Annotated in this window: 27 protein-coding genes and 1 pseudogene; 6 read left to right on the top strand and 22 right to left on the bottom strand. The window is 35.5% G+C overall.

The features are described from left to right. Position 1: 1 nt before the first annotated feature. The 14 genes and pseudogenes from NKR74_RS10500 to NKR74_RS10435 all read right to left on the bottom strand — a co-directional run bounded on the left by NKR74_RS10500 (position 2) and on the right by NKR74_RS10435 (position 13,275). Positions 2–790: an enoyl-CoA hydratase gene (locus tag NKR74_RS10500; protein ID WP_253629494.1), complete on the bottom strand. Its 789-nt coding sequence runs from the start codon at positions 788–790 to the stop codon at positions 2–4. A 4-nt stretch (positions 791–794) separates the two neighbouring features. Continuing rightward, positions 795–1,706 (bottom strand): hydroxymethylglutaryl-CoA lyase, encoded by a 912-nt coding sequence (locus NKR74_RS10495; protein ID WP_253629493.1) that lies wholly within the window; start codon positions 1,704–1,706, stop codon positions 795–797. 21 nt (positions 1,707–1,727) lie between these two features. Further along, complete coding sequence (locus NKR74_RS10490) at positions 1,728–1,943, bottom strand: acetyl-CoA carboxylase biotin carboxyl carrier protein subunit (RefSeq protein WP_098307438.1); 216 nt, start codon at positions 1,941–1,943, stop codon at positions 1,728–1,730. 27 nt (positions 1,944–1,970) lie between these two features. After that, on the bottom strand, positions 1,971–3,308 hold the full coding sequence (locus tag NKR74_RS10485; protein ID WP_253629492.1) for an acetyl-CoA carboxylase biotin carboxylase subunit: 1,338 nt from the start codon (positions 3,306–3,308) through the stop codon (positions 1,971–1,973). Positions 3,309–3,322: 14 nt separating this feature from the next. Continuing rightward, a complete protein-coding gene (locus tag NKR74_RS10480; protein ID WP_253629491.1) occupies positions 3,323–4,468 on the bottom strand; it encodes an acyl-CoA dehydrogenase in 1,146 nt (381 codons plus the stop codon). A gap of 213 nt (positions 4,469–4,681) precedes the next feature. After that, positions 4,682–5,650, bottom strand: a complete 969-nt coding sequence (locus NKR74_RS10475) for a YbgA family protein (RefSeq protein ID WP_253629490.1) — start codon at positions 5,648–5,650, stop codon at positions 4,682–4,684. A gap of 4 nt (positions 5,651–5,654) precedes the next feature. Beyond that, a complete protein-coding gene (locus tag NKR74_RS10470; RefSeq protein WP_253629489.1) occupies positions 5,655–6,308 on the bottom strand; it encodes a TetR/AcrR family transcriptional regulator in 654 nt (217 codons plus the stop codon). A 21-nt stretch (positions 6,309–6,329) separates the two neighbouring features. Then, positions 6,330–7,349 carry an ABC transporter permease gene (locus NKR74_RS10465; RefSeq protein WP_253629488.1) on the bottom strand — a complete coding sequence of 340 codons (1,020 nt, stop codon included), beginning with the start codon at positions 7,347–7,349 and terminating at the stop codon, positions 6,330–6,332. Continuing rightward, positions 7,349–8,077 carry an ABC transporter ATP-binding protein gene (locus tag NKR74_RS10460; RefSeq protein WP_253629487.1) on the bottom strand — a complete coding sequence of 243 codons (729 nt, stop codon included), beginning with the start codon at positions 8,075–8,077 and terminating at the stop codon, positions 7,349–7,351. Before NKR74_RS10460 ends, NKR74_RS10465 begins: the two co-directional genes overlap by 1 nt. Before the next feature lie 227 nt (positions 8,078–8,304). Continuing rightward, entirely contained in the window at positions 8,305–9,123 is an 819-nt protein-coding gene (locus NKR74_RS10455; protein ID WP_253629486.1) for an SDR family NAD(P)-dependent oxidoreductase, read from the bottom strand. Between the two features lie 51 nt (positions 9,124–9,174). Beyond that, entirely contained in the window at positions 9,175–9,861 is a 687-nt protein-coding gene (locus tag NKR74_RS10450; protein ID WP_253629485.1) for an SGNH/GDSL hydrolase family protein, read from the bottom strand. 11 nt (positions 9,862–9,872) lie between these two features. Continuing rightward, positions 9,873–10,466 (bottom strand): TetR/AcrR family transcriptional regulator, encoded by a 594-nt coding sequence (locus NKR74_RS10445; RefSeq protein WP_253629484.1) that lies wholly within the window; start codon positions 10,464–10,466, stop codon positions 9,873–9,875. Between the two features lie 1,217 nt (positions 10,467–11,683). Beyond that, positions 11,684–12,787 (bottom strand): annotated as a pseudogene (locus tag NKR74_RS24105) (M56 family metallopeptidase); the annotation flags it as partial. 92 nt (positions 12,788–12,879) lie between these two features. Then, positions 12,880–13,275 carry a BlaI/MecI/CopY family transcriptional regulator gene (locus NKR74_RS10435; protein ID WP_253629482.1) on the bottom strand — a complete coding sequence of 132 codons (396 nt, stop codon included), beginning with the start codon at positions 13,273–13,275 and terminating at the stop codon, positions 12,880–12,882. 415 nt (positions 13,276–13,690) lie between these two features. Here NKR74_RS10435 and NKR74_RS10430 point away from each other — a divergent pair, with 415 nt between their 5' ends. Then, entirely contained in the window at positions 13,691–14,335 is a 645-nt protein-coding gene (locus NKR74_RS10430; protein ID WP_253631127.1) for a formylglycine-generating enzyme family protein, read from the top strand. 151 nt (positions 14,336–14,486) lie between these two features. Here NKR74_RS10430 and NKR74_RS10425 read toward each other — a convergent pair whose 3' ends face one another. After that, positions 14,487–14,621, bottom strand: a complete 135-nt coding sequence (locus NKR74_RS10425) for a YuzL family protein (RefSeq protein ID WP_098307419.1) — start codon at positions 14,619–14,621, stop codon at positions 14,487–14,489. Positions 14,622–14,811: 190 nt separating this feature from the next. On the opposite strand from NKR74_RS10425, the gene NKR74_RS10420 reads away from it, so the two are divergent. Next, positions 14,812–15,330: a DinB family protein gene (locus NKR74_RS10420; RefSeq protein ID WP_253629481.1), complete on the top strand. Its 519-nt coding sequence runs from the start codon at positions 14,812–14,814 to the stop codon at positions 15,328–15,330. Positions 15,331–15,764: 434 nt separating this feature from the next. Here NKR74_RS10420 and NKR74_RS10415 read toward each other — a convergent pair whose 3' ends face one another. The 3 genes from NKR74_RS10415 to NKR74_RS10405 all read right to left on the bottom strand — a co-directional run bounded on the left by NKR74_RS10415 (position 15,765) and on the right by NKR74_RS10405 (position 18,667). Beyond that, entirely contained in the window at positions 15,765–16,220 is a 456-nt protein-coding gene (locus NKR74_RS10415; RefSeq protein ID WP_253629480.1) for a putative iron-sulfur cluster-binding metallochaperone, read from the bottom strand. A gap of 76 nt (positions 16,221–16,296) precedes the next feature. Further along, positions 16,297–17,004 (bottom strand): SDR family oxidoreductase, encoded by a 708-nt coding sequence (locus NKR74_RS10410; protein ID WP_253629479.1) that lies wholly within the window; start codon positions 17,002–17,004, stop codon positions 16,297–16,299. Positions 17,005–17,200: 196 nt separating this feature from the next. Beyond that, on the bottom strand, positions 17,201–18,667 hold the full coding sequence (locus NKR74_RS10405; RefSeq protein ID WP_253629478.1) for an aminoacyl-histidine dipeptidase: 1,467 nt from the start codon (positions 18,665–18,667) through the stop codon (positions 17,201–17,203). Positions 18,668–18,862: 195 nt separating this feature from the next. Between NKR74_RS10405 and NKR74_RS10400 the strand changes: the two genes are divergently transcribed. Together NKR74_RS10400 and NKR74_RS10395 are read left to right on the top strand one after the other, a co-directional pair. Beyond that, entirely contained in the window at positions 18,863–19,960 is a 1,098-nt protein-coding gene (locus NKR74_RS10400; RefSeq protein ID WP_253629477.1) for a type III polyketide synthase, read from the top strand. Then, positions 19,957–20,502, top strand: coding sequence for an isoprenylcysteine carboxyl methyltransferase family protein (locus tag NKR74_RS10395; protein WP_253629476.1), 546 nt, complete (start codon positions 19,957–19,959; stop codon positions 20,500–20,502). The genes NKR74_RS10400 and NKR74_RS10395 overlap by 4 nt, the downstream gene beginning before the upstream one ends. A gap of 81 nt (positions 20,503–20,583) precedes the next feature. On the opposite strand, the gene gpmA is transcribed toward NKR74_RS10395, so the two are convergent. Then, entirely contained in the window at positions 20,584–21,321 is a 738-nt protein-coding gene (gene gpmA / locus NKR74_RS10390) for a 2,3-diphosphoglycerate-dependent phosphoglycerate mutase (protein WP_098307404.1), read from the bottom strand. A 692-nt stretch (positions 21,322–22,013) separates the two neighbouring features. Between gpmA and NKR74_RS10385 the strand changes: the two genes are divergently transcribed. Together NKR74_RS10385 and NKR74_RS10380 are read left to right on the top strand one after the other, a co-directional pair. Beyond that, positions 22,014–22,949: an alpha/beta hydrolase family protein gene (locus NKR74_RS10385; RefSeq protein WP_253629475.1), complete on the top strand. Its 936-nt coding sequence runs from the start codon at positions 22,014–22,016 to the stop codon at positions 22,947–22,949. Between the two features lie 550 nt (positions 22,950–23,499). Then, positions 23,500–23,823, top strand: coding sequence for a DUF2834 domain-containing protein (locus NKR74_RS10380; protein ID WP_253629474.1), 324 nt, complete (start codon positions 23,500–23,502; stop codon positions 23,821–23,823). 548 nt (positions 23,824–24,371) lie between these two features. Here NKR74_RS10380 and NKR74_RS10375 read toward each other — a convergent pair. The 3 genes from NKR74_RS10375 to NKR74_RS10365 form a co-directional block, all read right to left on the bottom strand. Next, positions 24,372–24,533: a hypothetical protein gene (locus NKR74_RS10375; RefSeq protein ID WP_176524540.1), complete on the bottom strand. Its 162-nt coding sequence runs from the start codon at positions 24,531–24,533 to the stop codon at positions 24,372–24,374. A gap of 487 nt (positions 24,534–25,020) precedes the next feature. Next, the gene (locus NKR74_RS10370) at positions 25,021–25,266 is read right to left on the bottom strand and encodes an NUDIX hydrolase (protein WP_253629473.1); all 246 of its coding nucleotides are present in this window, start codon (positions 25,264–25,266) and stop codon (positions 25,021–25,023) included. Then, positions 25,263–25,505 carry an NUDIX domain-containing protein gene (locus tag NKR74_RS10365; protein ID WP_253629472.1) on the bottom strand — a complete coding sequence of 81 codons (243 nt, stop codon included), beginning with the start codon at positions 25,503–25,505 and terminating at the stop codon, positions 25,263–25,265. Before NKR74_RS10365 ends, NKR74_RS10370 begins: the two co-directional genes overlap by 4 nt. Positions 25,506–25,606: the final 101 nt, after the last annotated feature.

Here is a 25,606-nt window from a genome sequence, read left to right as displayed (position 1 = left end):
TTCATTCCCCCTTATAAATCGGCTTCCGTTTTTCACGAAATGCTTGTAATCCTTCTAAGCGATCTTGCGTATGAATCACTCCTTCATACGCTTGCTTTTCCATTTGTAAACCAGTCTTTAAATCTACTTGCATACCATTTGTAATCGCTTCTTTCGCAAGGCGAACAGCAATTGGGCCATTCTCTGCAATTTGCTTTGCAATTTCAATTGCTTTTTCTTCTAGTTCATCAGCAGGAACAACATATTCTACAAGTCCATATTCCTTTGCTTCTTCAGCTGAAATACGTCTTGCTGTATAAATTAATTCTTTTGCACGTCCAATTCCAATTAAACGCGGAAGACGCTGCGTACCACCGGCTCCTGGAATAATCGCAAGCGATGTTTCTGTTAAACCAAGACTTGCTGTGTCAGAAGCAATGCGAATATCACAAGCAAGACTTAATTCTGTACCGCCGCCAAGCGCAATTCCATTTAGAACTGCAATAACAGGTTGTGATAATTGTTCTACCATATCCATTGTAGAGCGAATCATCCCAACTGCATCGCGTACTTGTTCTTCATTCATATTCGCGCGTTCTTTTAAATCTGCACCTGCACAAAATGCTTTTGCACCTGCACCCGTAATCATTACGACACGGACATCATTATCTTCGTTAATACGACTAAGTGTCTCTTGTAATTCTTCTAAAAGAGCAAGTGATAAAGCATTTGCTTGTCGTTCGCGATTTAACGTTACTTTCACAATATGAGGCGTTACGTACTCAACTGAAATATTTTGCAGCTGTAACATGGGATCACCTACTCACTGTTTTATGTTGCAAAGCACGGTATACATGACTCGGAATCTGCATATCGAGCTTGCTTTGAATAAATTTCGTTGCTTGTAATAACTTTTCTTCATTTACATTTGTCTGCACGCCCATTTTATGAAGCATGTGGACTAAATCATTTGTTGCGACATTTCCAGACGCACCTGGCGCATACGGGCATCCGCCAAGACCACCGCATGAACTATCAAAAGTTGTAACACCGCACTCTAATGACTTTACAACATTGGCAAGTGCCATGCCGTACGTGTTATGAAAGTGCATCGCAAACTTGGAAGAATCATATTTTTTGAGTAAGTGCTCTAGTACACGTTCTACTTGTACCGGATTTGCTACCCCAATCGTATCTCCAAGTGATACTTCATAAATACCGTACGAAAACAATTTGTCACAAAGTTCATCTACGGCATGAACGTTTATTTCACCCTCATACGGACAACCAAACACAGTAGATACGTAACCACGTACCGTTTTCCCAGCAAATAGCGATTGTTTCGTTATATCTTCAATAACAGAAAGTGCTTCATCAATTGATTTATTAATATTCTTCTTATTATGCGTTTCACTAGCAGATAAAAAGACGTTCACCTCATCTACATCTTGCAAAAGCGCCCGTTCCAAACCATTTTGATTTGGAACGAGAGCTGCATATGTAACATGTGGTTTCCGCTCAAGCATTGTAAACACATCTTGTGCATCTGCTAAAGCAGGAATCCATTTAGGGTGAACGAAAGATGAAACTTCAATATAAGAAAGACCTGCGTCTGCTAACATATGAATCCATTTCACTTTATCTTTTGAGCCAACAATTTTCTTTTCATTTTGCAAACCATCACGCGGTCCAACTTCTTTAATAGAAGCAAAAGAAGGTAGTTTCAATCGATTACACCCCGTTTCTAATTATTCAATTTCTACTAATACATCTCCCTCATTAACAAAATCGCCTTCTTGCACAAGAATCTTCATAACTGTGCCAGATTCTTCTACAGCGATTGGAATTTCCATTTTCATAGATTCTAAAATGACGACATCTTGATCTTCCTCTACTGTATCTCCTACACCCACTACAATTTTCCAAACGTTTCCTGCCATCGATGCATACACTTTTGTCATCATTATTTCCTCCTTTAAATTTCGTAACTTTTATTTTTTCACAAGCTGTTTCGTGATAAAGCTTGTTGTGTAAATACCACTTTGGAATACTTCATCTTCTAGTACTTGCAGAAGCATCGGCGTATTTGTTTTAATACCTTCTACTTTCAATTCTTCTAATGCCACTTGCAATTTTTGAATTGCATCTGCACGCGTTTCACCATGTGCAATTATTTTTGCAATCATTGGATCATAAAACGGTGTAATTGTTACACCATCTTCTAAGAAATGATCGACGCGAACTGATGTTGGAAGAGAAAGAGACGTGATTTTCCCCGGTGATGGGAAAAATGTTTTTGGATCTTCCGCATAAATACGAGCTTCAATGGCATGACCATTGCGTTTTACTTCGTCCTGCGTAAACGAAAGTGTTTCGCCTGATGCGATGCGTAGTTGTTGCTCTACTAAATCAAGACCTGTAATTTCTTCTGTTACTGGATGCTCTACTTGTAATCTCGTATTCATTTCTAAGAAATAGAAGTTTTTCTCATCATCAACGAGAAATTCAATTGTCCCTGCATTCGCATAACCAAGTGCTTTCGCAGCTTTTACTGCAACTTCTCCCATCGCCTTGCGCGTTTCTTCATCTAAAAATGGAGATGGCGCTTCCTCGATTACTTTTTGATTACGGCGCTGCACAGAGCATTCACGTTCCCATAAATACACCGTATTCCCCTGTTTATCAGCAAGCACTTGAATCTCAATATGATGCGCATTTGTAATCAATCGTTCCATATACATTTCTCCGTTTCCAAAGAAATTTTTTGCACGCGTTTGATTACTTTCAAATGCTTGAGTGAGCGCTTGTTCAGTTTCAATCACTTGCATACCAATGCCTCCGCCGCCAGCGGATGCTTTTAACATAAGTGGATAACCAATTTGACTCGCAATTTCTTTCGCTTCTTCAACTGTTGGAATGCTAGTTGAAATACCAGGTACAATTGGCACTTCAGCTTCTAGCATTGCTTTACGGGACTCAATTTTGCTTCCCATCTTCGCAATAACATCTTTAGAAGGACCAATGAAGACAATTCCTTCTTCTTCGCAGCGCGCTGCAAATGTTGGATTTTCTGATAACAGTCCATAACCTGGATGAATTGCCTCTACATTTGTTTCTTTTGCAATTTCAATGATCTTTTCAAGGTTTAAATAACTTTCTTGTACGCGCGGACCACCAACAAGATATGCTTCATTTGCCATTTTCACATGAAGTGCAAACTCATCAGCTTCTGAATAAATCGCAACTGTACGAATCCCAAGTTTTTGACACGTCTTTATAATACGAACAGCAATTTCACCGCGGTTCGCAATTAATATTTTTCGAAACATAGTGACCCCTCCTATTAACGACATCCTAAATGTCTTGAAATAACGAGACGTTGAATTTCAGAAGTACCTTCACCAATTTCTAATAACTTTGCATCACGAATATGACGCTCTACTTCATACTCACGCATATATCCGTAACCACCATGAATTTGAACCGCTTGATTTGATACACGGCTTGCTGTTTCAGATGCAAAAAGCTTTGCCATCGCAGCTTCTTTCCCAAATGGCTTATCATTGTCTTTTAACCAAGCAGCTTTATGTACCATATTACGTGCTAATTCAATTTCTGTTGCCATATCTGCCAATTTAAATTGAATTGCTTGGAAGTTTGATAGAGAACGACCAAATTGTTTACGCTCCTTTGCGTATTGCAATGCACGCTCAAATGCAGATTGAGCAATCCCTACTGCTAATGAAGCAATGGAAATGCGGCCACCATCTAACGTATATAAAAATTGTTTAAATCCTTTATTTACATCCCCAAGGATATTTTCCTTTGGTACACGAACGCCATCTAAAACAATCTCACATGTATTCGAAGCACGAACACCCATTTTGTCGTACGGACTAGAAATTGTTAATCCTTCGCTATTTGTCGGTACGATAAAAGCAGAAATTCGCTTCTTACCACTTTCCTCAACACCATTGACAGCGGTTACAATAATCGTATTCGCATACTCAGCATTTGTAATCCAGCACTTCTCGCCGCTAATTACATACTCATCGCCATCTAATACCGCTTTCGTTTGTGTTCCACCAGCATCAGATCCAGCATTTGGCTCTGTTAATCCAAATGCACCAAGTGTCTTACCAGATGCCATTGGAACTAAATATTTTTGTTTTTGTTCTTCTGTACCAAAATAATAGATAGGAGAAGCGCCCAGTGAGATTGTTGCAGCATAACTTAATCCTGTACCACCACAAGCGCGGCCAATTTCTTCAACTGCTAATGCATACGATAACGTATCGCCGCCAGAACCACCGTATTCTTCAGGGAATGGGATTCCTAACAAACCAAGTTCGCCCATCTTTTGAAACGTTTCATATGGGAATTCTGCCGTTTTGTCGTAATACACCGCTTTTGGAGCGATTTCCTTTTCAGCAAAGTCGCGCACCATTTCTTTGATCATTTGTTTTTCTCTAGTAAGAGTAAATTCCATTTGTCACACCCCTTATCGAATTCGCTATTTCGACAGCGTGCGCGTATATAGTACAAATCTTGCTTCGAAAAAAGAATGAACAGTAGTAAGATAATTGCTATAATTCTGTCATAATTCAATTGTAAAACAGAATCTGTACTAATGCACGAAAAAATTCCTACATTGTTCTACAACAACATAGGAATTAAAAGGTCGAATTATGTAGTTTTTTGTTTAATAATCTCTACCTTTTCCAGAATCTGTGATTTCCACTAAAACTTCTGGATATGGTTCAAAATATGTTTGTCTTAATAAGTATGTTTCTTCAAATCGAAGTGCCCACGATTTTAAAATAGCAAGAATACTACTTAATGGTATTTTCTTTTCTGCATACTTACTAAGTAAAGAAAGAAAATGATCTTTCTCTTCATTCTTCAATTTATTTTTAAAATAGCCAAAAATATGCTGACATACGTTTATATTTGATGTATACCGCGGTGTACGCTTTAACAACTCATACAATGTTTTTTCGTAGTTTACAAATACTTCATCAACCGGACATTTTTCCTGATTAGCAATGATACGCCCTAATTCTTTTTGCTTCGTTTGATTATACGCCATGAATAAGTATTTATAATCGGATTGAAATTCAACTAAGGCTTTCATGTTTTTCTTTTTCTTTAACGTTTTAAAATGAGCAATCGTAAATAACTGCGTAAAAAAATGTTCACGAATAATGAAATTCGACAATCTTCCTTCTTCTTCAATTGCTAAATGCGGAAAGGTTGCTAATACTGCACTGCCAAATAAACCGGCGCCCTTTCCCTTTGTTGGTGCTTTTCCTACCCCAGCATATATTTTTACATCACGAGTTCCGCAACTTGGAGAACGATTTTTTAAAATAAAGCCATCTACATCAGGTAGAGAAGATAAAAATACATCTGAAAACTGCTGCATTTTCTCCGTTAAATCATCTCCTGTTGATGGCTGCACTAATTTTTGTATCCCATCTTGTTCAACAATACGAATCGTTTCTCTTGGAATGCTAAGTCCAATCTCCACTTCTGGACAAATTGGAATGAATTCTACAAACGGCTGTAAATTACGCACTGTTGCATCAGAAATCTTGTCACCATTATAACGGCATGCTTCAAATTCTAAACATTTACTTACGACAACTGTTGGTTTTACAAATTGCCTCATATTATTACCTCCGAGGTGTTAGCCCGTATAAAATGAATTGAACCGTAGACTCGATCTCAGCATCATCATCCCATTTTTCTTCTGGTAGTAATAAAAAACGGGTTAAAATTAAACCAATAACAGGTGATAATGTAAACCGTAATACTGCCGGCTTGGGAAGTTCAATAATTTGTCCCTGCTTCTGAAAATGATCAACGATTTTTTCAAAGCGAGAGTAAATTTCTTTTGCTAGTAATTGTTGAATTTCATCTTTCAATTCAGGATGAAACGGTACTTCTTGAATTAAAATTTTCAGCATCGGAAAGTGTTTTCTCGCAAATTCAAAGCGATTCCGAATGACAGCACGTAAAAAATTTTCATATGAATCATACGTATTTTCAAATATTTCTTTTGCAAAAGTTTGCACAAAAAACGGTGCGGCAAATTTCGTTAACGTTGGCATCACAACAGCAAACAACAAGTCTTTTTTCGTTTTATAGTAGCGGAAGATCGTTCCTTCCGCTACACCCGCACGCTTAGCAATTTCGCTCGTTGACGTTGCCGAATACCCTTTTTCACTAAACATGTCCACTGCTGCTTCTAAAATGCGCATTTGCCGTTCATTACGCTTATCCGTCCCTGTGGCAGCAATTAATTCTTCTAACCAATCCTCTTTCATGATAAACTCCTTTTATTTCCATTATATTCTTCTATGCTTCTTCAAAGCAAATACGTTACCTACTGCAAACACAATCGCAAATAATAATAAAACTCCAAGATCAACAGCAATTTCACTAAATCCTTGATTTCGAATCATAACTTGCCGCATCGCATCTGCACCGTATGTTAAAGGAAATAACTTTCCTAATAGTTGTAACCACTTATTCATAGACTCAATCGGAAATAAACCCGAAAAGAAAATTTGCGGTACGATGACCAATGGAATAAATTGAATCATTTGAAATTCATTGTTTGCATACGCTGATAAAAATGTTCCAAGTGTTAGTGCTGTTAATGAAAGCATACATGTAATAAGTAATGTGAGCCAAGGTGAACCTGCAACATATAGATCAAGAACATACACAGAAAAACTAACAATCAGTACGGATTGTAAAAACGCAAAGATACCGAATCCAATGATATAACCCGCAACAATCTCCCAGCGCCGAATTGGGGTCGATAATAATCGTTCCAAAGTACCGCTTAAACGCTCTCGAACGAATGAAACTCCTGATAAAATAAAGACAAAGAAGAATGTAAAGAAACCAATTAATACCGGACCTAATCCATCAAACATCGTAAAATCAGCTGAGCCATGTAAATAAGAAACATCAGGCTTCATAATCGTCGGTTCTTTTTTCTCCATACTCTTTTGCAAAACTTGCATGACAGCACGATTTTTCGATGAATCGCTACCTTCTAACGTTATTTTCATCTTTCCATGATCTACAGTAACTATCGCATCAATTGCTTGATTTTCTAATTCACTACGTGCTTTTTCCTTATCATACTCATAAAAAGAAGCATCTTGCTTTTTCATTGATTCTACAATTGGTGCTGGTACATCAACTAAAGCAATATGAGGCTTGTAATCTTTTTGTGTGAATACAAGTGAAAGAAGCCAAAGAAGTAGCATCGGTGCTCCGAACATAAGTGCAAGCGACCTTTTATCTCGGAAAAACTGACGAATAATGCGGATAACAACTCCAAATACTCTCATCACTCCACCGCTCCTTCCAGTAAAAAGACATCCTCAATACGTCCCGATGTTGTTCGTTCTTTTAATTCAACTGGAGAACCCGTTGCGATTAACTTCCCTTCACGAATTAAACCAAGACGTTCACAAAACTCTGCTTCATCCATAATGTGCGTTGTAACAATAATTGTTGTTCCTTGTTTTTTCAGTTCATAAAACTTTTCCCAAATTGATTTTCGAAGAACGGGATCAATCCCAACAGTTGGTTCATCTAAAATAAGAAGCTTTGGTTCATGCAACAGTGACATGGCAAGCGATAAACGCTTCTTCATTCCACCTGAAAAATGCTGCACTTGCTTTTTTGCATCCTCAGATAACTGAACAAGCTCAAAAACTTCAGAAATGCGCTCCTTCTTTTGCTTTCCTTTTAATCCGTACATTGTCGCGATGAAATCAGCATTTTCATAAGCAGATAGTTCATCATACAATGCATCAGCTTGAGCCATATAGCCAATTTGTTTCATTCCATCCAAGTTTGGCATAACCGTTTGCAGTGCTGTTACTTCTCCCGATGTTGCTTCACTAATACCAGCAATCATTTTAATAAGTGTCGTCTTTCCCGAGCCAGAAGGGCCGACTAAACCAAAAATTTCAGCTTCCCCGACAGAAAATGAAATATCTTGAATCACTTGTTTCTTTCCAAAGTACTTGGAAACATCTTTAAGCAATACTGCCTCATTTGTTGGAGACATAAACTTTCCTCCTCTTCAAATTTATGAGTGAGTACTCACTTTTATTTTAAACTGATACTAATATATGTCAAATGTTTCTTTTAGTTGTTGGTTAAATACATCCTTTCCTCTTAATTGCTCATTATTGGCATGTTAAGAAGCATTTAAAGACATAAAAAAACACACTATCTTTTCCAGTAGTTTCACAAAAAGAATAGCGTGTTTCTTTTTAGAATATCGTTTTTTTATTAATTCATACGAGCTTTTCTACTTACTGTACATACAAATCTCATCAATTTTCTATGAACTGATGGAAACAACGTAAAAATAATATCCATTGTTCTTCGCACTGGCATTGGACAAATGATTGGTTTATTTTTATGAATGCCAGCTAATGTAATTTTTGCGAGTTGCTGCGGGGTCATCATTTTTTGCTTTTTCAACTGTTTTGTAATAACTGATTTATCAATATTAACTGCTTTTGCTGTATTAAAAATAGGAGTATCAACGAATGTGGGACATAACGTGCTTACTTTAATACCGTATTCTTCTGCTTCATAATGCAAAGATGTGGTTAAACCTACAACAGCATGTTTCGTTGTAGAATAGGGTGAGGATATTGGAGAGGGGCCAAGTCCTGCTGCTGATGCTGTATTAACAATATGACCAAAACCTTGCTCTTTCATAAGATTATACCCAACTTGAGTTCCGTAAATGACTCCCCATAAATTAATGTCCATGATTTCTTTCCAGTCTTCAATCGACATATCATATAATTCGCCATACATAGCAATACCAGCATTGTTAAAGAGATAGTCTAATCTACCAAACTCTTTATATATATCCGTAATTGTTCGCTCCACACTTTCAAAATGTGTAACATCTAAGTACACATACCTAGAATTGATTCCATTTTCGTTAAGCTCAGCCTCTACGATCTGTCCTTCTAATTTATTAATATCTGCGATAATTACAAATACATTTTGAGATACCAATTCACTACAAAGCGCCCGTCCTATCCCCAATGCACCACCCGTTACTATAGAAACTTTCCTACCTTCCCCCATTATAACTCCTCCTTCATGCACCATACCTTATACAAAATTAATTGCTACTACCTAATGCCTGTTGTATAGGAATCGATCTATAGTCGAAGCATATTCGTCTGCAACAATTCTAGCACCTGTGCTATTAAAGTGCACGCCATCCATTGTGAAATGAAGTCCTCGTTTTTGGGATAGCTGATCGATTCGATTTGGATTCTTATAGAAGAGGACATCTAACATAACTCTCATAACTTTGGTGCTGATATAATCTGAACTTTTAACTTTAGCAAGATGTTCTTCAAACACGGATTGCATATTCAGAAATCTTACATTTGGATACTGACTAGAAATCGATTGAATAATGGTAGACAAATGCTTTATTTCTTTATTCGGCACACTCGTAGTATTTTCTCCAACTAATGCTGGTGACACTGTGACCACTTCTTTTGAAGAGGCAAGAACTATTTCTAAAACTTTTTGGTAATAATCTTTAAATTCCTCATGATCTTTTGCGATGGGTTGTGCTTGAACACTTAGTAATTTAGCATAAACATCATTAACTCCAATCCAAAGAAAAGTAAGCTCGTAATCGGTCTCTAACTTTGATTTAGTTAGTCGTGAATGTAAACTTTTTATTGATTCCCCTGGTTTACCATGATTAACGAATTTATCAGCTACAAACTGTTCTTGTAGAATTTTGACGAAAGAAACTCCTGGTCGCCCTTCAGTTAAACTGTCTCCGATTAAACCTATTTTCACCTTAAATCCCCCTAATTTTCTTTACTAATAGCTCCTAAGAAGATAGTAACTGCCTGTTTAAAAATAGACTCTAGGGAACTGAATTCTTGTGTATTGGTGAGTTGACATAAACCACCCAGCCATGTTCCTAACAATACGGTCCATTCATCTATATTCCCATTTTTGAATTCTCCTTTGTCTACTCCTTCTTGAAAGATGGAGCGATAAGAACCCATCGGAATAATAGATAAATCATATAGCTGTTTCACCGATTCAGGACTTGAATTTGGATTGGAAGCCAATTCTTGCCCCGCTTTTAATAAAGGTGTTTGATAATTGTAGAGGACATGTATGGCCATACCGTACAATTTCTCTGTTGCTGAGGAATAGCTAGGTTCTACCATCAGCCATTTATCATGCCAATTTTGCATCGTTCTTTGCGCTAAAAGAACAAAAAGCTTTTCTTTATTTTGAAAATGATAATAAATGTGTCCTTTACTATAACCAGAAGCTTTTGAAATATCTGCTACTGAAGTTTGATTATAGCCTTTTTGAGCAAATATTTGCGCTGCCTTTTCCATTATGTCTTTTCTTGCTTGTTCACTGTCATAACGTCTTTTGTTCACTAAAATCAAACCTTCTCACTGAAATTGAACGATTGTTCTAATTTAATTATACATATATTTCCTTTACAAACAATATGTGTATGATAATATACAATATTTTTTATTTTTCTCTCCAAAATTTTAATTATAAAACTCTTGTTACATGCTTGTTTCATTCCAGAAAAGTCACGCAAGTAAAAATAGACTCTGTTTACACAGAGCCTATAATGGATAATTAATTTTTTGGAAATTATCTTGAAAATAATTTTATTTTCTCCTAGTTATTGATATAACTTAAAGTTATTTGCAGTTATTTGGGCATTAGAAGGCTTAAAATCTCCCTGCAACTGCAACTCATATATCATATTACCATGCTCACCTTTTAGAAAATATTGCCCAGTGTATTTTTTATATAACCCCCAATTCGTATCATTTTTCACAAAAGATTCAATTAATTCTGGAGCAGGTTGCTCTCCGACTTTCTCCATTCGAATCGCCCCATCACTCAATTTCTTAGGCTCTAAGACAGGTTCTGTTCGAAACCAAGATTGCTCTAACTTCTTTGACTTATCATACTGATATGCCATAATAAAACCTTGTACTTCATTCCCATGTTCATCTCTAGTATCTTTAGAAGGAACACGATAATACAACACTACACCAGGTCCTAAATCCTTAGCATATGATACTTGAGTTAATGTTGTCGTTCCTGTGTTATCTCGATATTCATACATAGATGGTAATAGTTTCTTCACATTTTTATATGCTATATTTACTTCTGTTTCATCATTTTTTGCGCTTAAAATAGATGTTTCGTCTATTTCATTTGTAACAGGTTCTTTCTTTTCAAATACAAGATAGGCTGCTTTACTTTCATCATTTTCATATGTAACACCTTTTGCGGCAATGAATTGTTCTGGATCCTTTCCCTTTATGGAAAAGATAGGTCCTGGTGGTACTTCATTTGAATCTCCCGTTTTCTTAATTTCCCATTCTCCGATTCTTTCTACCTTACCAATTTGTCGTTCGAGTTGTTCCTTTGGAGCAATTTCACCTGTTTTTACATAATAAAATTCATTTAAAACAATGTACCCATTGCTAGCTCTGTTTTGTTTGTCCCGATCAGTATACTGTGTGTCTTCTTCTTTTTTAGCTGCCTCTTGCTTGTCTACCTGCTTTACATTTTCAACATTTGCATCACCCTTTAAATCCTTCTCTTTATGAGCAGTCTCATCAGCATTTACTAATGAGATTGCGGAAAGAGTTACTACAGCAGCAATCCCGAGTGCAGACCAGCCATATGATTTTTTTTGGAATTTCTTAATCATAAAAATCCTCCTCTTTAAAATTTTCTTATTTCTACTTAAATTCGCCAAACTGGGCACTGGATAATAATGTGAGAAGCGTTCTAAAAGACTAATAATAGTATGGCCATATGCGATTTGTTCGCCTTCCCCTAAAGACTTAAGGGCAAGTGCATCACAAGCGAGTTCTTGATCTTCTCGCATACAGAAGTAGGCATACCAAAGAATCGGATTGAACCAATTTAAAATTAGTAAACTATACATAAGCCAGTTGAAACCAACGTCTCTTCGTTTGATGTGGGCTAATTCGTGATGAAAAATATGACGGAGTTGTTGCTCATGAAGTTGATTGATATGTACACTTGACAGTAATAATCTAGGTCGGAAAAATCCCAAAACGGTCGGACTTACGATTTTCCCAGCTAAAAGTAGTGGTATACCACGCTGCACAGACATGCATTTCTTACAGTTCTCGAAAATTTTATTAACCTTTTCATCTGTAATCGCAGGTTGTTTTTGTATATAGTGGTGTAATCGTCTATTTATAAAATAAGTTGTGAAACTTAATACGATAACACCTGTTAACCAAATGTATAAAGAGATCGTATAAAAAGAAATTGGCTTATCCTTTTTCTTCTCACTATGAATTGCGTCTCCCTGACTTTCCTTAGTTGTTTGTGACTTCTGAAAAGCGTTGCGCTCTTCTACTGCCACTTCCTTTGAGTCAGACATATCCATTGTTTCTTGAGTGCGTTTATTTTCAGAGGAAACAACAGAGTGATTTTGAACTGAAAACGCTGTTTCATAACTATATGAAAGAACTGAATAAATACTATAGGAACTCTCTGGTGACCATGGTAGTAGTAGTCTTACAATCAACACCATCCATAGTAGATAATTCCACCTTGGAGTTAGCTTGTTTCTCAGTAAAACTTTGACACATAAGATAACTACCACTAATATACTTGCCATCATCGACGTTTCTATTACCCAGTCAAAAAAGCGTGGTAGGTAGATGTTTATAAACATATCTATCATTTTTACCTATCCTTCCTAGGATTCTCTTATCCAAAATACCTTTATATAATTAAAAATCTACATAAACTGATTATTTATATTCCCAATACTCATCATTCTTTTCTTCTCTCAGCTTCACTTTTATCATCAAGAATACGTTTTAATTCATTAATTTCCTCTTGGGACAATTTTTCTTCCTTTAAGAAATTCACAAGTAATGGCTTCAACGCCGCACCATAGAAACGTTTAAGAAAAGATTTTGTTTCCACTTGCAAGTAATAATCTTGAGAAACTAAAGGATGATATGTATACATTTTCCCAGTTTCTTGATGAGAAGAAATTGCTTCTTTTTGCACTAATCTGTTAATTAATGTTCGAATTGTTTTTGGACTCCAATCCATTTTCCCTTCAAGATTTTTAATAATTTCATTTGCTGTTTGAGGCGCTTTTGACCAAAGAACTTTCATTATTTCCAACTCAGCTTCGGATATTTTAGGTATTTTTTTCATATTTTACACTTTCTCCTCCCTGATATTACACTTGTAATCTTATAGATTATATTACAAATGTAGTCCATTATTGTCAACCATATTTTGGCATAAAATGCATTCAATTCTCACTTTATAGTGACAGCTACTTAATTTATATAAGATTTTCGCGATATACATTATTCTTTCTTCAACTTAGGGATAGGCTCTAAGGCACCATTATTGATTGACCTTCCTCTCCCAGCCATGAAAACATTTTCATCCTCTGTGGTGCAGCGCTTGCGCTTCACCGATCGCTAACAGGCAGTTATCTGCAAAAAACAACGTAATTTTTGTATTGATTTAATGGCTCTACACGAGGTAAAATTTGTAAAACCAAGATCATTAGGAGGAAGGTAGAGTGGTAAATGAAATAAAGAGTTACCTTGACTATCCAATGGTAAAAATTCCAGGGGGAGAAATAGAATTAAGAGACGATAGAATAAAAAGCAAATGGAAAGTTGAAATAAGACCTTTTCTTCTTGCCCGGTATCCTGTAACTATGGATTTATACTATGCTATTACAAATAAATCACCTAATTCTTTTGACGGAGATCTAAAACCGGTTGTGAATATTTCTTGGAATGATGCAATTTCTTTTTGTAATCTACTTTCACAGAAAGCTGGACTGAAAGAGTGTTATTCTATAAGTAATGATGGTGAAAACATTATTTGTGATTGGGAATCAGACGGCTATCGACTTCCTTCAGAAGCAGAGTGGCAATATGCATGTAAAGCAGGGACTACTGGTTATAGATACGGAGAGCTTGATAAGATTGCCTGGTATAATGAAAATTCAGGAGGCAAAATCCATGAAGTAGGAAGAAAGAAACCGAATGCTTGGGGTCTGTATGATATGTTAGGTAATGTTTGGGAATGGTGTTGGGATTTATATGATGAACAGGTGTACGGCTCCTACCGAATTTTCCGAGGAGGTAGCTGGGCTGAAGAGGCCAGAGGATGTGGGGCTTCGTGTCGTCGTCGTAGCCATCCGTCATTTTGCATAGACGACCTTGGATTCCGTCTTGCCCAGTCTTTTTAACTTCTACAAGCAAGCCAACTTTCGAGATTTTACAACTCAACTAAAGGAGCGCTAATTTTAACATCTAAAAAAGCCATTGGAATTAGTAAACATAATTCCAATGGCTTTTTCACTTTACTACGTTACAGAGTAAACTCATGAAAAATTATGATTAACTACGTTTTTGTCTCTTATTTGATGAAGGTACTTTCATGGAACCTGTTTCTTGCGTAGTAGTTCCTTGACCTTCGACTTGTGAAGAACCAAGGCCTGCTCTGGAAGGATCCTGTTTAGTTTTTCGACCCACTTTGCTCACCTCCACCGTTACTTTTTGCTTAGATGTTAGAAACTATGCAGGACAAAGTAAAAAACTCCCTTCCCTTTTAATAAACTGCTTTTTCATCGTTTCAAACAGGAAAGTCATAAACGCTGGTTGTATATATAAAGTAATTAATCCCTTTATAATTTGAAATTAACTGAAACTGGAGGAATTTTTAATGAAACATCCAGCATTACAAACGTATGATTATCACGTATGGGCAAACAAAAGGCTATTTGAACACTTAAAAACATTACCAACAGACGTTTGGTCTACAGAAGTACAAAGTGTATTTCCCTCTATTTCACAAACATTTGTACATATGTATATCACTGATACAATCTGGCTAGGTACTTTATTAGGCAAACCTTTTGATGAAGTAAAGGCATCAGCAATACATCTTTCAGAAAAAATAAAAGGAACTAGTATGGAAGAAATGGAGCAGTTATTTTTGAATTCCTCTGAAGACTATCAAGCATTCTTTGCTCATCAAGAAAACTTAGATAAAACCGTTTCTCCTAAACACCCTCAGTTTGGGCAATTGGAAACGAATGTTTTTGAATTGATACAGCATGTTGTGAATCACGGAACATATCATCGCGGAAATATAACAGCTATGTTAAGACAGTTAGGTTTTACAGGGACTTCAACTGATTATATTTTTTATTTGTATGCAGTGAGTGAATCAAAGAAATAATGTTTATTTTGAACTTTTCATAAGTAGAAATATAAGAGAGGCTATTTTAACGAATATGTCTAAAATATAAAAAAAGTTACTCCCTTAAAGCTTTACAAAATGTAAGGAGGAATAAACATGGACTCTAAACAGAAAGACTATCATATTGAATATCAATGTCCTAAAGGAGTTGTGTATTACAGAAAAGTTCAAGCGAATGATATTGAAGAAGCAAAATAACAAATATTAGCTCAACAACCCGACATGAAAGTTGGGGCTGTTAACCTTATTGATTCTGATTGAACTCCCCCCACCTACCGCTTCACACTTGAGGTAGGGGTCTTCTCGCTAGATATGATAAACAAAAATAGCTAGAGTTGAGGTAGATAACTACTACAAGATCTAGCTATTTTTTGCTTCGTTCACATAATTGATGTTAACGGAAGTTAATAATATTATTTTTCAACTTGCTTTATAAACGCAGATACGTTTCCTAAACAACAAGAACCTTGAGGATTATTTACCTCGCATCCACAACGGTTTGCTTTCATACGCATTGATATCTCTTGTACCGCTTGGCTCTTTCCGGTTTGTTTTATTTCTTCACGAATACGTGATCGTGTCCAATTAAAACAGTAACAAGCAGGCACGTCTTCCTCTATATCTTTTTGAAAAACAGGAACCTTAAGATCGTTTTTAATAAATACTTGTTGTTCTTCATTAAAGTACACTACATTACATTCTTGCTCTGAACAAAAATAGTATGTTTTATCTGACTCCAATTGAGCTAAAGCATTAGCATTCAGCAAGCTTTTTAATGTAATCAATCTAACTTGTTTTCCCTTCGTTTTGCATAAAGGACAAACAACATCGCTCGCTACACTTTTCGAAGCACCGCAGCAGTCTCCCATTTTACATGGAACCTCCTTTTACAAAAATTTCACCACCAAACCAAAGTGTATATTCGTATCTATCAGATATGATACTTTAAGAAACCTTTGGACAAGTAAGTGATTTTCCATTGTCTTTGGATGTGATACTAAGCATGTATGGTACAGCGACATGCGACCAAGCTTCAGGTGTTGGGGAATTCGATATATATTCTGGCGCACACGAATGCAGCATCGGAGTATCGATGCTACCACCTGGATCCATTGAAACTACTGCCATTTCTTTTGGTAATTCTAATGACATTGATTGAGTCAAACCCTCAATAGCAAACTTGGAAGCACAGTACGGTGCAAGTTTAGCTTCGCCAGACCTTCCCCAACTAGAGCTAATGTTGATAATGACACCTCGTTTATTATGAATCATAGCTGGAACAAATGACCGTAGCACATTGACTACACCATTCACATTGATATTCATAACATTTGCAAATTCTTCCGAAGAAATAGTCCAAAGCGTTGCATTTTTATTAACGATAGAAGCATTATTAATAAGTAAATCTGGTGCACCGTATCGCTGAAGAATATATTCTTCCCAAGCTCTAACAGCCTTATCGTCCGAAACATCAACGGATTGAAAATCATGTTTGTCGTCAAATTGACTCTTAATTTGTTCTATCTTGCTTTGAGAACGGCCACATCCAACAATCAACCAACCTAGTTCAGAAAAACGGTCAATTAATGACCGACCTAAACCTTGCGTTACTCCAGTGATTACCACAAGCTTTTTATTATTTTCTCTACTCAATTAGTTTCTCTCTCCCTTCTAACATTTTGATTCTTAAATTCATTTTACATTTTTTCAATTATAGATACTTGCTACATATTGACTAAATTCCCTCCAACTTTAGTAGTAATTTAAATATTGGCATCAACTGACTTAATAAACTAAACAAAAAGAGATGCTCTAAAGATATAAGCATCTCTTTTCATCTCAAACATATTTAAACCAAAGACTTCGTCTCCCGCAATACTTCAATAAAATACTCCCAGTTATTCAAAACAGAAGGAATACTTACATGCTCATCTGGCGTATGAACATGAAACATATCTGGTCCAAGTGAAATCGCATCTAGTCCTGGAATTTTCTCCATAAATACCCCGCACTCAATTCCTGCATGAACCGCAAAGATCTCTGCATCTGTACCATACTTTTCTTTATGCACTTTTTCAAATAAACTGCGAATTGAAGAATTTGGATTATATGGCCACTCTGGGTACTCAGATTCTTTTTCAAACTGAGCTCCTACTAATTCTGCAATATGCTTAATTTCATTTATAATATGTTGTTTTAAGCTTTTTACAGAACTTCTTACTTCGTTTCTTAATTTAATTTCATTATGTAACGTTTCAACAACACCTAAGTTTGTAGAACTTTCCACTAGTCCTTTTATATCCATACTCATACTTTGAATACCATTAGGGATTAAAAATAATGAAGAAATAAGCTGTTTTTGCGTTTTTTGTGCGAATACCTTCTCAACTGTTTCTTCTAATTTCGTAAGTGAAACATACACATCTGGGTCTACAGCACGTAGTTCTTCTTGCAAAATGCCTGTCCACTCTTCCACTTTTCCCTCTACTTTTTGCGCATCACTTGCAGAAAGTAAAATCGTCGCTGCACTTTCGCGCGGAATCGCATTCATTTTTAATCCGCCATGAACTTCATTTATAAAAAATGAAACTTCATTCGATACATCATGAAGGACTCTACCTAAAATTTTATTTGCATTTCCTCTTTCTTTATCAATTTCCATACCAGAATGTCCACCTTTTAATCCTCCAACAAAAAGACGATACGGTAATACGTTATCTGGAATTTCTTCCCAAACAACAGGAATTGTTTCAACTGCTTTTGCACCGCCCGCACTACTTACTAACAATTTATGATCTTCTTCTGAATCAAGGTTAATAAAGATTTTACCGCTAAAATGCTTAGGATCAACCGCAAAAGCGCCGCCCATCGTTGTTTCTTCTTCTGTCGTAATGACTACTTCAAGAGCAGGATGCGGAATATCTGTTGCATCTAATAAAGCTAAAGCATATGCAACAGCAATCCCATTATCTGCCCCTAACGTTGTATGATTCGCATACAGCATATCCTCGACAATTCGTAATTGAATTGGATCTTTCTCAAAATCATGAACAGTCGATTGATTCTTCTCACATACCATATCCATGTGACCTTGAATAATAATTGTTGGCACATTCTCATATCCAGGTGTTGCCGGTTTTTTCATAATGACATTTAACGCATTGTCCTGCACAACTTCTAAATTTCTATCTTGTGCAAACTTTACTAAATAATCACTAATCTCTTTCTCGTTACCAGATCCTCTTGGAATATTTGAAATTTCTGCAAAATGATGGAATACAGGATGCTTTATTAATTCTTCTAAATTCGTATACATATGCTTCGCCTCTTTCTACTCATAGTAAAATAAAATTCTTATTTTGCCTGCTTCTTCTTACTTTGAAACAATAAACAGTTCTATATAAGTATTGTACCACTTTCAATTGATATATCATCTATTTTCATTTCTTGAATACTTCCACATAAAATTGTGCACCGTATAATCTATATGATGAAAAATGGAGTAGATGCTATGCCTAAAATTATATCGGTTGGAATTTGTCCCCCTCCTCACATAATCAATCAAAAAACAGTCGTCCACTTTGCAAAAGATTTATTTGGAGAGGCTTTTAAAGATATAAAACGTTTATTACAAGTATTTGAAAACGGACAAATAGAAAAACGCCATATCGCAAAAGAGCTATCTTGGTTTGAAAATGATCATACATTTGAGGAAAAAAATAATGCGTATATAGAGTGCTCCATTAAACTCGGTGCTCAAGCAATCGAAAACTGCGTAACCAATAAAACGTTTTTGAAGCAAAATATGAAACTAGAAGAGATTGAAGCATTGTTTTATATTTCTTCTACAGGACTCGCAACCCCAACTATCGATGCGAGAATTATGAATGTCTTACCTTTTTCTTCACATACGAAACGGATTCCTCTTTGGGGACTTGGGTGTGCAGGCGGAGCAGCAGGGTTAGCACGAGCTTTTGAATATTGCAAAGCTTTTCCAAAAGCAAAAGTCCTTGTTCTTGCTGTTGAATTATGCAGTCTCACATTTCAGCGCAATGATTTGTCCAAAAGTAACTTAATTGGAACATCTCTTTTTGCTGACGGTGCAGCATGTGCTTTAATAGCAGGTGATGAAGTGGATATTTCAGCTATGTCTTCTCTTTCTATTCTTCCTTCTTATATTGATTCACAATCTACTCTTATGAAAGATAGTGAGGATGTAATGGGATGGGACGTAAGAAATGAAGGATTGTACGTTATTTTTTCCAAAGATATCCCAACTATTATTAGTACATGGTTTCATCCGAACGTAAAAGAATTTTTAATGAAAAATCATACTCAGCTTAGTGATCTTTCTCATTTCATTGTACATCCTGGCGGAAAAAAAGTACTAGAAGCTTATGAATATGCGCTAGGAATAGACGCACGGAAAATGCAGATTTCTTTTGATATACTACGTGAATATGGAAATATGTCGTCTGCTACTGTATTGTATGTGTTACAAAAATATGTACAGACTGTTAACAAAAGCGATGAACTGGGGTTAATTGGAGCACTTGGACCGGGTTTTAGTTCAGAGTTAGTTCTTCTACGCTGGGAGAATATTCAATGATTTTTTTTATTATTTTCAGTCTGATTGTAATGCAACGCCTCATAGAGTTAGCAATTGCAAAACGAAATGAAAGATATATGAAAGAAAAAGGAGCACTAGAGTTCGGAAAAGCGCATTATAAATATATTGTATTTCTTCACGCTTTCTTTCTCATTTCAATTTTTTTAGAGGTTACAATCTTTCATCGTCAACTTTCACCTATTTGGTACATACTTCTTACTTTTTTGTTTTTAGCTCAATTCCTTCGCGTTTGGACGATTGTTTCTCTCGGTTCGTATTGGAACACCAAGATTATTATTTTACCAAACGCTTCTGTAACAACAAAAGGTCCTTATAAATTTATCCGGCACCCCAACTATATGATTGTAATCTTGGAAATTTTACTTATTCCACTTTTATTTCAAGCATATATCACTGCTGTTGTTTTTAGTTTCCTCAACTTAGCTGTTCTATCAATCCGAATTCGTGAAGAAGAGAAAGCACTAATAGAAATAACAAATTACAAAGAAGCATTTCAGCATATTTCACGATTTCGCCCATAAAGAAAGAGGATGTGTCTACACACCCTCTTTCTTTTTTTCCTTGCGTATATATAAATCACCAACTTCTATTGCATGTCCATATTAGAGTGATATATGCTTCGGAATTTCTCCTTCTGGCACTTCTCCATCCATGCTCAAATAATAATGTCGAATCGGTTGTAAATTATCATCTAATTCATACACAAGCGGAATGCTTGTAGGGATATTTAACGTTACAACTCCATCATCAGATAAGTGATCTAAATATTTTACAAGTGAACGAATTGTATTACCGTGCGAGGAAATAATTACTTTCTCACCACTTTTTAATACTGGCGCAATTTCTTCATACCAATACTTAAGCACTCGTTTTTCTGTATCTTCTAGACACTCTGTAAGAGGAAATTCTCCTTCTTTGAGATATTTATATCTGGGATCTGAAACTTCATAACGCGGATCATTTTCCGTAAGTGCTGGCGGTCTTACATTTGTACTTCTGCGCCATATATTTACTTGTTCTTCCCCATATTTTTTAGTCGTTTCATCCTTATTTAAACCTTGCAGTGCACCGTAATGCCTTTCATTTAAATGCCACGTTTTATAAATAGGTACCCAAGCGAGATCCATCTCATGAAGAATAATCCATAACGTTCTAATTGCTCGTTTTAACACGGAAGTGTATGCCACATCAAACGTATAATCATTCGCCTTTAAAATTTGTGCTGCTTCTCTTGCTTCCTGTAATCCTTTTGCAGACATGTCAACGTCCATCCATCCAGTAAACCTATTTTCCAAATTCCATACACTTTGACCGTGACGAAGAAGTACAAGCTTAATCATGACGATTTTCCTCCTAACAATAACAATTTTTAAACTTACAATTGTAATCATGCTGTTTCTTTTCATTACTCCTATAAGGCACTACTCTCACACCGTTATTTTTATTGTTTTACATAAAAGCAATGTAAGTGCTATCTTAGTTTCAATTTAGATAATTCGGTGTCAGAAAGATTGCGATGTTTGTAATTCATTAGTTGAATCTCACCTGTTAGTATGTCCTGAACTTTTTATGCACATAAAAAAACATGATTCCTTTATTCAATTTTGTTAAAAATACCGAAAGATGTTATCGGGCTTTTAGATTACTGACTTCCGATAGAATGTTCCACATTATATGACGGAATAGAAAATGATAGATAAAAGCAGACATAATCGGCTTTATCTATCATTTTTTATTACTACATATAACCTCATTTACTACTACAACATGTTGTAGGTATCGATTTAAAATAAAGTTTGATTAAAAGTCCTGTATGATATGCAGGACTTTTTTGTTCCACAATCGGGCCATTTAATTGAATAAGAATCTCAAGCAAAAATATTTTTGATAACATTGGTATGAAGTTTGTGAAGCATTACATTTAAACAAGTTATCACTAATGTTATAATTTATCTATGTCAATACATTTAAAACTACTCATTAGTGGAAAACTGCGAACGGAAGATTATTTATATTAGTGGAGGTTTAGATGATGGACTTGAAGTCAGGGATTTCTGAAATTATTGGTATTAAAGCCGATGATATACCAGCTTCAATCGAATACAGGATAATAGAATCCATAAAAGAGGATGGATATAAGAGACATCTTATTGAGTATAACTCCAATGGAGATACAGTCATTGCCTTTCTTTTAATTCCCGAAGTTCTTAATAATAATCCTGCAATACTAATAAATCACCAGCATAACGGCGAGCATCATTTAGGGAAAAGTGAGGTATGCGGATTAGCTGGTAATCCATTGCAGGCTTTTGGACCGGAATTAGCGAGAAAGGGATTTGTTGTTTTAGCACCTGACTCGATATGCTTTGAAGAGAGACGGAAAAATGCGCAGGGGATAGTACCTCTACCAGGCGATGAGGATTTTTTTCAACATTTAAATGAAATGTCTTACCGCATCTTAAAGGGTGATAATCTGATGAAAAAAGTACTGTTTGACGCTATGAATGGAGTAACTTTGCTGTCTGAACTTACTTTTACTGATAATAAAAAAATTGGCACACTGGGGCATTCTTATGGTGGAAATACCGTGCTATTCTTGTCTGCGTTAGATGAGCGGATTTGCTTTAGTTGCGCAAGTGGAAGCGCGTGCACCTATGAGAACCGAATGCTAAATGATGTAGGTATTGAACTGGCAAGCGTGATTCCGCATTTCAACAAAAGCTATGATATATTTGATTTAGTACACTGTATTGCTCCAAGACCGTTATTGATTGTCTCTGCGAATGAAGACAAATACTCGAGGGATGCAGACTTTATTGTTGAACAAGCCCGTCCATCATACGCAAAATATTGGGCTGATAATAAATTATGTCATAAGAGATATAATGGTGGCCATGGACTGACAAAAGAGAGGTTTGATTACATCGTCGAATGGTTGTGTATGAGTGCCGGATACACCGCATTATAAGCATTATATGAAGATATTTTACTTCACATTCTTCTTATTATATGTAACAAAGATATTAGCTTGTTCAAGTAAACAAGCTAATAGAAACATATTGTTATGCCATTAAAGGGCGCTTTTCTTTAGTAAGAGGGCGTCTTTTTGATATGCCCCTACACATCAAGGGATTAGATTTTGTTAAGGTAAAAAAAGATTGTGAATATTTTCACTTAAACTAACGGGTGCTTTAGTTCAATAAGCGCAAGCTGTCTCTTCAGCCTTGAATAGTATTGTCAATCTTCAACAATCGGGCGCTATTGTTGAATAAAACTTAGATTTTCAAACGACTTTATTGTTATATTTTTTAGTGTAGTGAAGTATCTTACATCAAGATTAAACAACTATATTTTTAACCCCGTCCTAAATTTAGAACGGGGTTATGCTTGTTTGAGCTTTTAAAATTAAATAACTTTATTGTCATTTTACATCTTCAATAATATATATATTTTGAACGATCTTAGAATTAGTTATGGTATTCTAATAGTAACTTTGTTAAAAAAGGGGAAATTATCCAGTGAAAAAATTATATTTAATTTTAGGGCTAATTGGTACTGTTTTTCCGTATTATTTTTTTATTCAGTTCCTCAGGGATAATGGACTTGATTTAGGTTTATTAATAGAATTATTATTTACTAACACGATATCAGCCTTTTTTGCAGTTGATTTTTTAATCTCATGTATTGTTTTCTTGATATTTATGTTCAATGAATCACGAAAGTATAACATTAAAGAAAAATGGATTTGTCTTTTATCTCTGTTTACAGTTGGGTTATCTTTAGCTCTACCTTTATTTTTGTTTTTTAGACATTCTTATATTAATAGTAAAGATGAAGTATAAATTAGAAAATAAGCATGCTCCAGCTAAAATAAGTAAAATGCTTATTCAAGTATCGGGCGCGATTGTGAAACAACATAGGTAGAAAGGATTAAACTTTTTTATAAAAACCAAACCTAAATCTGCTAGAGAAGAATCTATTTTGATCAATCTTTTTTCAAAATGGATTCTTTTTATTTATCGTAAAATTTGGGATTGCGAGGTATTTTTGATCAAATTTTATTTCAAAGCTACAAATTGAGTAAGCAAAAAATCCCGCTTTCAAGCGAATCTTTGTGTCAATTGATGGTCTATTATGTTGTGATTTGTGTTGTCAAAAGTTGTGTGATTTCTAATTTTGTACTCCAAAAGAGAACCCGTTATGTAAAACATTGGCTTTTTATTTGACTAAAAATCAACAATGAAATTTAACAGAGCCGAAAACAAAAAAGCCACTTTCTGTTAGAGAGTGACTTTGTATGAGTACGATTACTACATGTTACAGGGCTAGTATGTAAGTAATTACTTAAATGCATATTGCCTTATTTACTGGAAGAAGAACCCTCGTTCTACTATTTTCTAATCAGTCTCGTTAAAGCCATCCCAAGAAATCCAACACCCATTCCTATCAACCATCCAATTTGGGAACTTCCTAACAAAGAGCCCACTCCTCCACCAAGAAACATGCAGCCAACGAATACTAATCCTCCAACGCCCCATTTCTGCCGATCCATAATTCAATCACACCCTTTTAATAAAACATATGCTATTAGCTAACTAACCTTTCCTGAATATGATATGTTAATTATTTTGCTAGAGGTGGTATAGTTGTTTGGCTTAGGATCAGCAATGGTCAGGGAATTCAAAAGATGGAAATTGACGGCTTTGAAGGGATTGTAGGAGGTGAATTTAACTTTTAAGTATCATAACTTAAGAGTTGTGGAACAAATTCTTCTTCAACTAACCAGCTAATAGAAGCTTGGTGATTTTCCGCAATCGGGCGCTTTTGTGGAAGATTAAAGATAGAAAACGATCAAACTTTTTTATAAAAACAAAACTTAAATCTGCTAGAAAAGAATCTATTTTAATCAATCTTTTTTTAATGGATTCTTTTTATTTATCGTAATGTATGGGTTTGTAAGGTGTTTTTTCTCACACTTTATTTCAGATCAACAGTAGGTCATCTTTAACAAGGGCACCCATTTGTTAAAGAAAGACTTGCTAAAAGATTAATTTAAAATAACTAAGAGTTGGTACTATACAATTTGAATCATACATGCTTTCAAGCTCTGATTTTGTTACCCATTTAATATCGCTCACTTCATCTTTTTGAAGTATGGTTTCTGTAATTTCAAAGCTTTGGTTAAAAAGCCATACATCATAAAAGTCATTGTAAACATCCCTACGTTCGCTCTTTATCAGTTTTCCATTAGAACGAGACAAGTTAATTCCGACTTCTTCTTTCACCTCTCGTACAGCACACCATCGAGACTATTTTCGCCTGCTAATATAGAGCCACCTGAACATTCCCATAGATTAGGATGAGGTTTATCAGGATGTCTTTTCGTTAGAAGAATTTCATCCTTTTTATTCCTTATCCAGACATGGACAACTATATGATAATCACCAACCGCTAACGGAGTACCACGTACATGAGTTTTATTTGTTTTATTTCTATTTTTATCGTAAATATCCCAAACCTCCATAAATGCCCTCCTAAATTCAGTGGTTCAATTAAATATCGTGGAAAAACTCTACAATCTTTTGTAAAATCCTTCTTGCACTAACCTGCCCCGTTAGTTGAAGA

The sequence above is a fragment of the Bacillus sp. 3103sda1 genome, from assembly GCF_024159135.1.
GTDB classification, from domain to species: domain Bacteria; phylum Bacillota; class Bacilli; order Bacillales; family Bacillaceae_G; genus Bacillus_A; species Bacillus_A rhizoplanae.
The sequence above is the reverse complement of the archived record's forward strand: the minus strand, read 5'-3'. Positions and strand labels throughout refer to the sequence as shown.

What these genes read in the sequence shown, in the direction of transcription:
- NKR74_RS10500 (WP_253629494.1), bottom strand. Translation starts at nt 790, where the DNA reads ATGTTACAGCTGCAAAATATTTCAGTTGAGTACGTAACGCCTCATATT.
- NKR74_RS10490 (WP_098307438.1), bottom strand. Translation starts at nt 1,943, where the DNA reads ATGATGACAAAAGTGTATGCATCGATGGCAGGAAACGTTTGGAAAATT.
- NKR74_RS10485 (WP_253629492.1), bottom strand. Translation starts at nt 3,308, where the DNA reads ATGTTTCGAAAAATATTAATTGCGAACCGCGGTGAAATTGCTGTTCGT.
- NKR74_RS10480 (WP_253629491.1), bottom strand. Translation starts at nt 4,468, where the DNA reads ATGGAATTTACTCTTACTAGAGAAAAACAAATGATCAAAGAAATGGTG.
- NKR74_RS10475 (WP_253629490.1), bottom strand. Translation starts at nt 5,650, where the DNA reads ATGAGGCAATTTGTAAAACCAACAGTTGTCGTAAGTAAATGTTTAGAA.
- NKR74_RS10470 (WP_253629489.1), bottom strand. Translation starts at nt 6,308, where the DNA reads ATGAAAGAGGATTGGTTAGAAGAATTAATTGCTGCCACAGGGACGGAT.
- NKR74_RS10465 (WP_253629488.1), bottom strand. Translation starts at nt 7,349, where the DNA reads ATGAGAGTATTTGGAGTTGTTATCCGCATTATTCGTCAGTTTTTCCGA.
- NKR74_RS10460 (WP_253629487.1), bottom strand. Translation starts at nt 8,077, where the DNA reads ATGTCTCCAACAAATGAGGCAGTATTGCTTAAAGATGTTTCCAAGTAC.
- NKR74_RS10455 (WP_253629486.1), bottom strand. Translation starts at nt 9,123, where the DNA reads ATGGGGGAAGGTAGGAAAGTTTCTATAGTAACGGGTGGTGCATTGGGG.
- NKR74_RS10435 (WP_253629482.1), bottom strand. Translation starts at nt 13,275, where the DNA reads ATGAAAAAAATACCTAAAATATCCGAAGCTGAGTTGGAAATAATGAAA.
- NKR74_RS10430 (WP_253631127.1), top strand. Translation starts at nt 13,691, where the DNA reads ATGGTAAAAATTCCAGGGGGAGAAATAGAATTAAGAGACGATAGAATA.
- NKR74_RS10420 (WP_253629481.1), top strand. Translation starts at nt 14,812, where the DNA reads ATGAAACATCCAGCATTACAAACGTATGATTATCACGTATGGGCAAAC.
- NKR74_RS10415 (WP_253629480.1), bottom strand. Translation starts at nt 16,220, where the DNA reads ATGGGAGACTGCTGCGGTGCTTCGAAAAGTGTAGCGAGCGATGTTGTT.
- NKR74_RS10405 (WP_253629478.1), bottom strand. Translation starts at nt 18,667, where the DNA reads ATGTATACGAATTTAGAAGAATTAATAAAGCATCCTGTATTCCATCAT.
- NKR74_RS10400 (WP_253629477.1), top strand. Translation starts at nt 18,863, where the DNA reads ATGCCTAAAATTATATCGGTTGGAATTTGTCCCCCTCCTCACATAATC.
- NKR74_RS10395 (WP_253629476.1), top strand. Translation starts at nt 19,957, where the DNA reads ATGATTTTTTTTATTATTTTCAGTCTGATTGTAATGCAACGCCTCATA.
- gpmA (WP_098307404.1), bottom strand. Translation starts at nt 21,321, where the DNA reads ATGATTAAGCTTGTACTTCTTCGTCACGGTCAAAGTGTATGGAATTTG.
- NKR74_RS10385 (WP_253629475.1), top strand. Translation starts at nt 22,014, where the DNA reads ATGGACTTGAAGTCAGGGATTTCTGAAATTATTGGTATTAAAGCCGAT.
- NKR74_RS10375 (WP_176524540.1), bottom strand. Translation starts at nt 24,533, where the DNA reads ATGGATCGGCAGAAATGGGGCGTTGGAGGATTAGTATTCGTTGGCTGC.
- NKR74_RS10365 (WP_253629472.1), bottom strand. Translation starts at nt 25,505, where the DNA reads ATGGAGGTTTGGGATATTTACGATAAAAATAGAAATAAAACAAATAAA.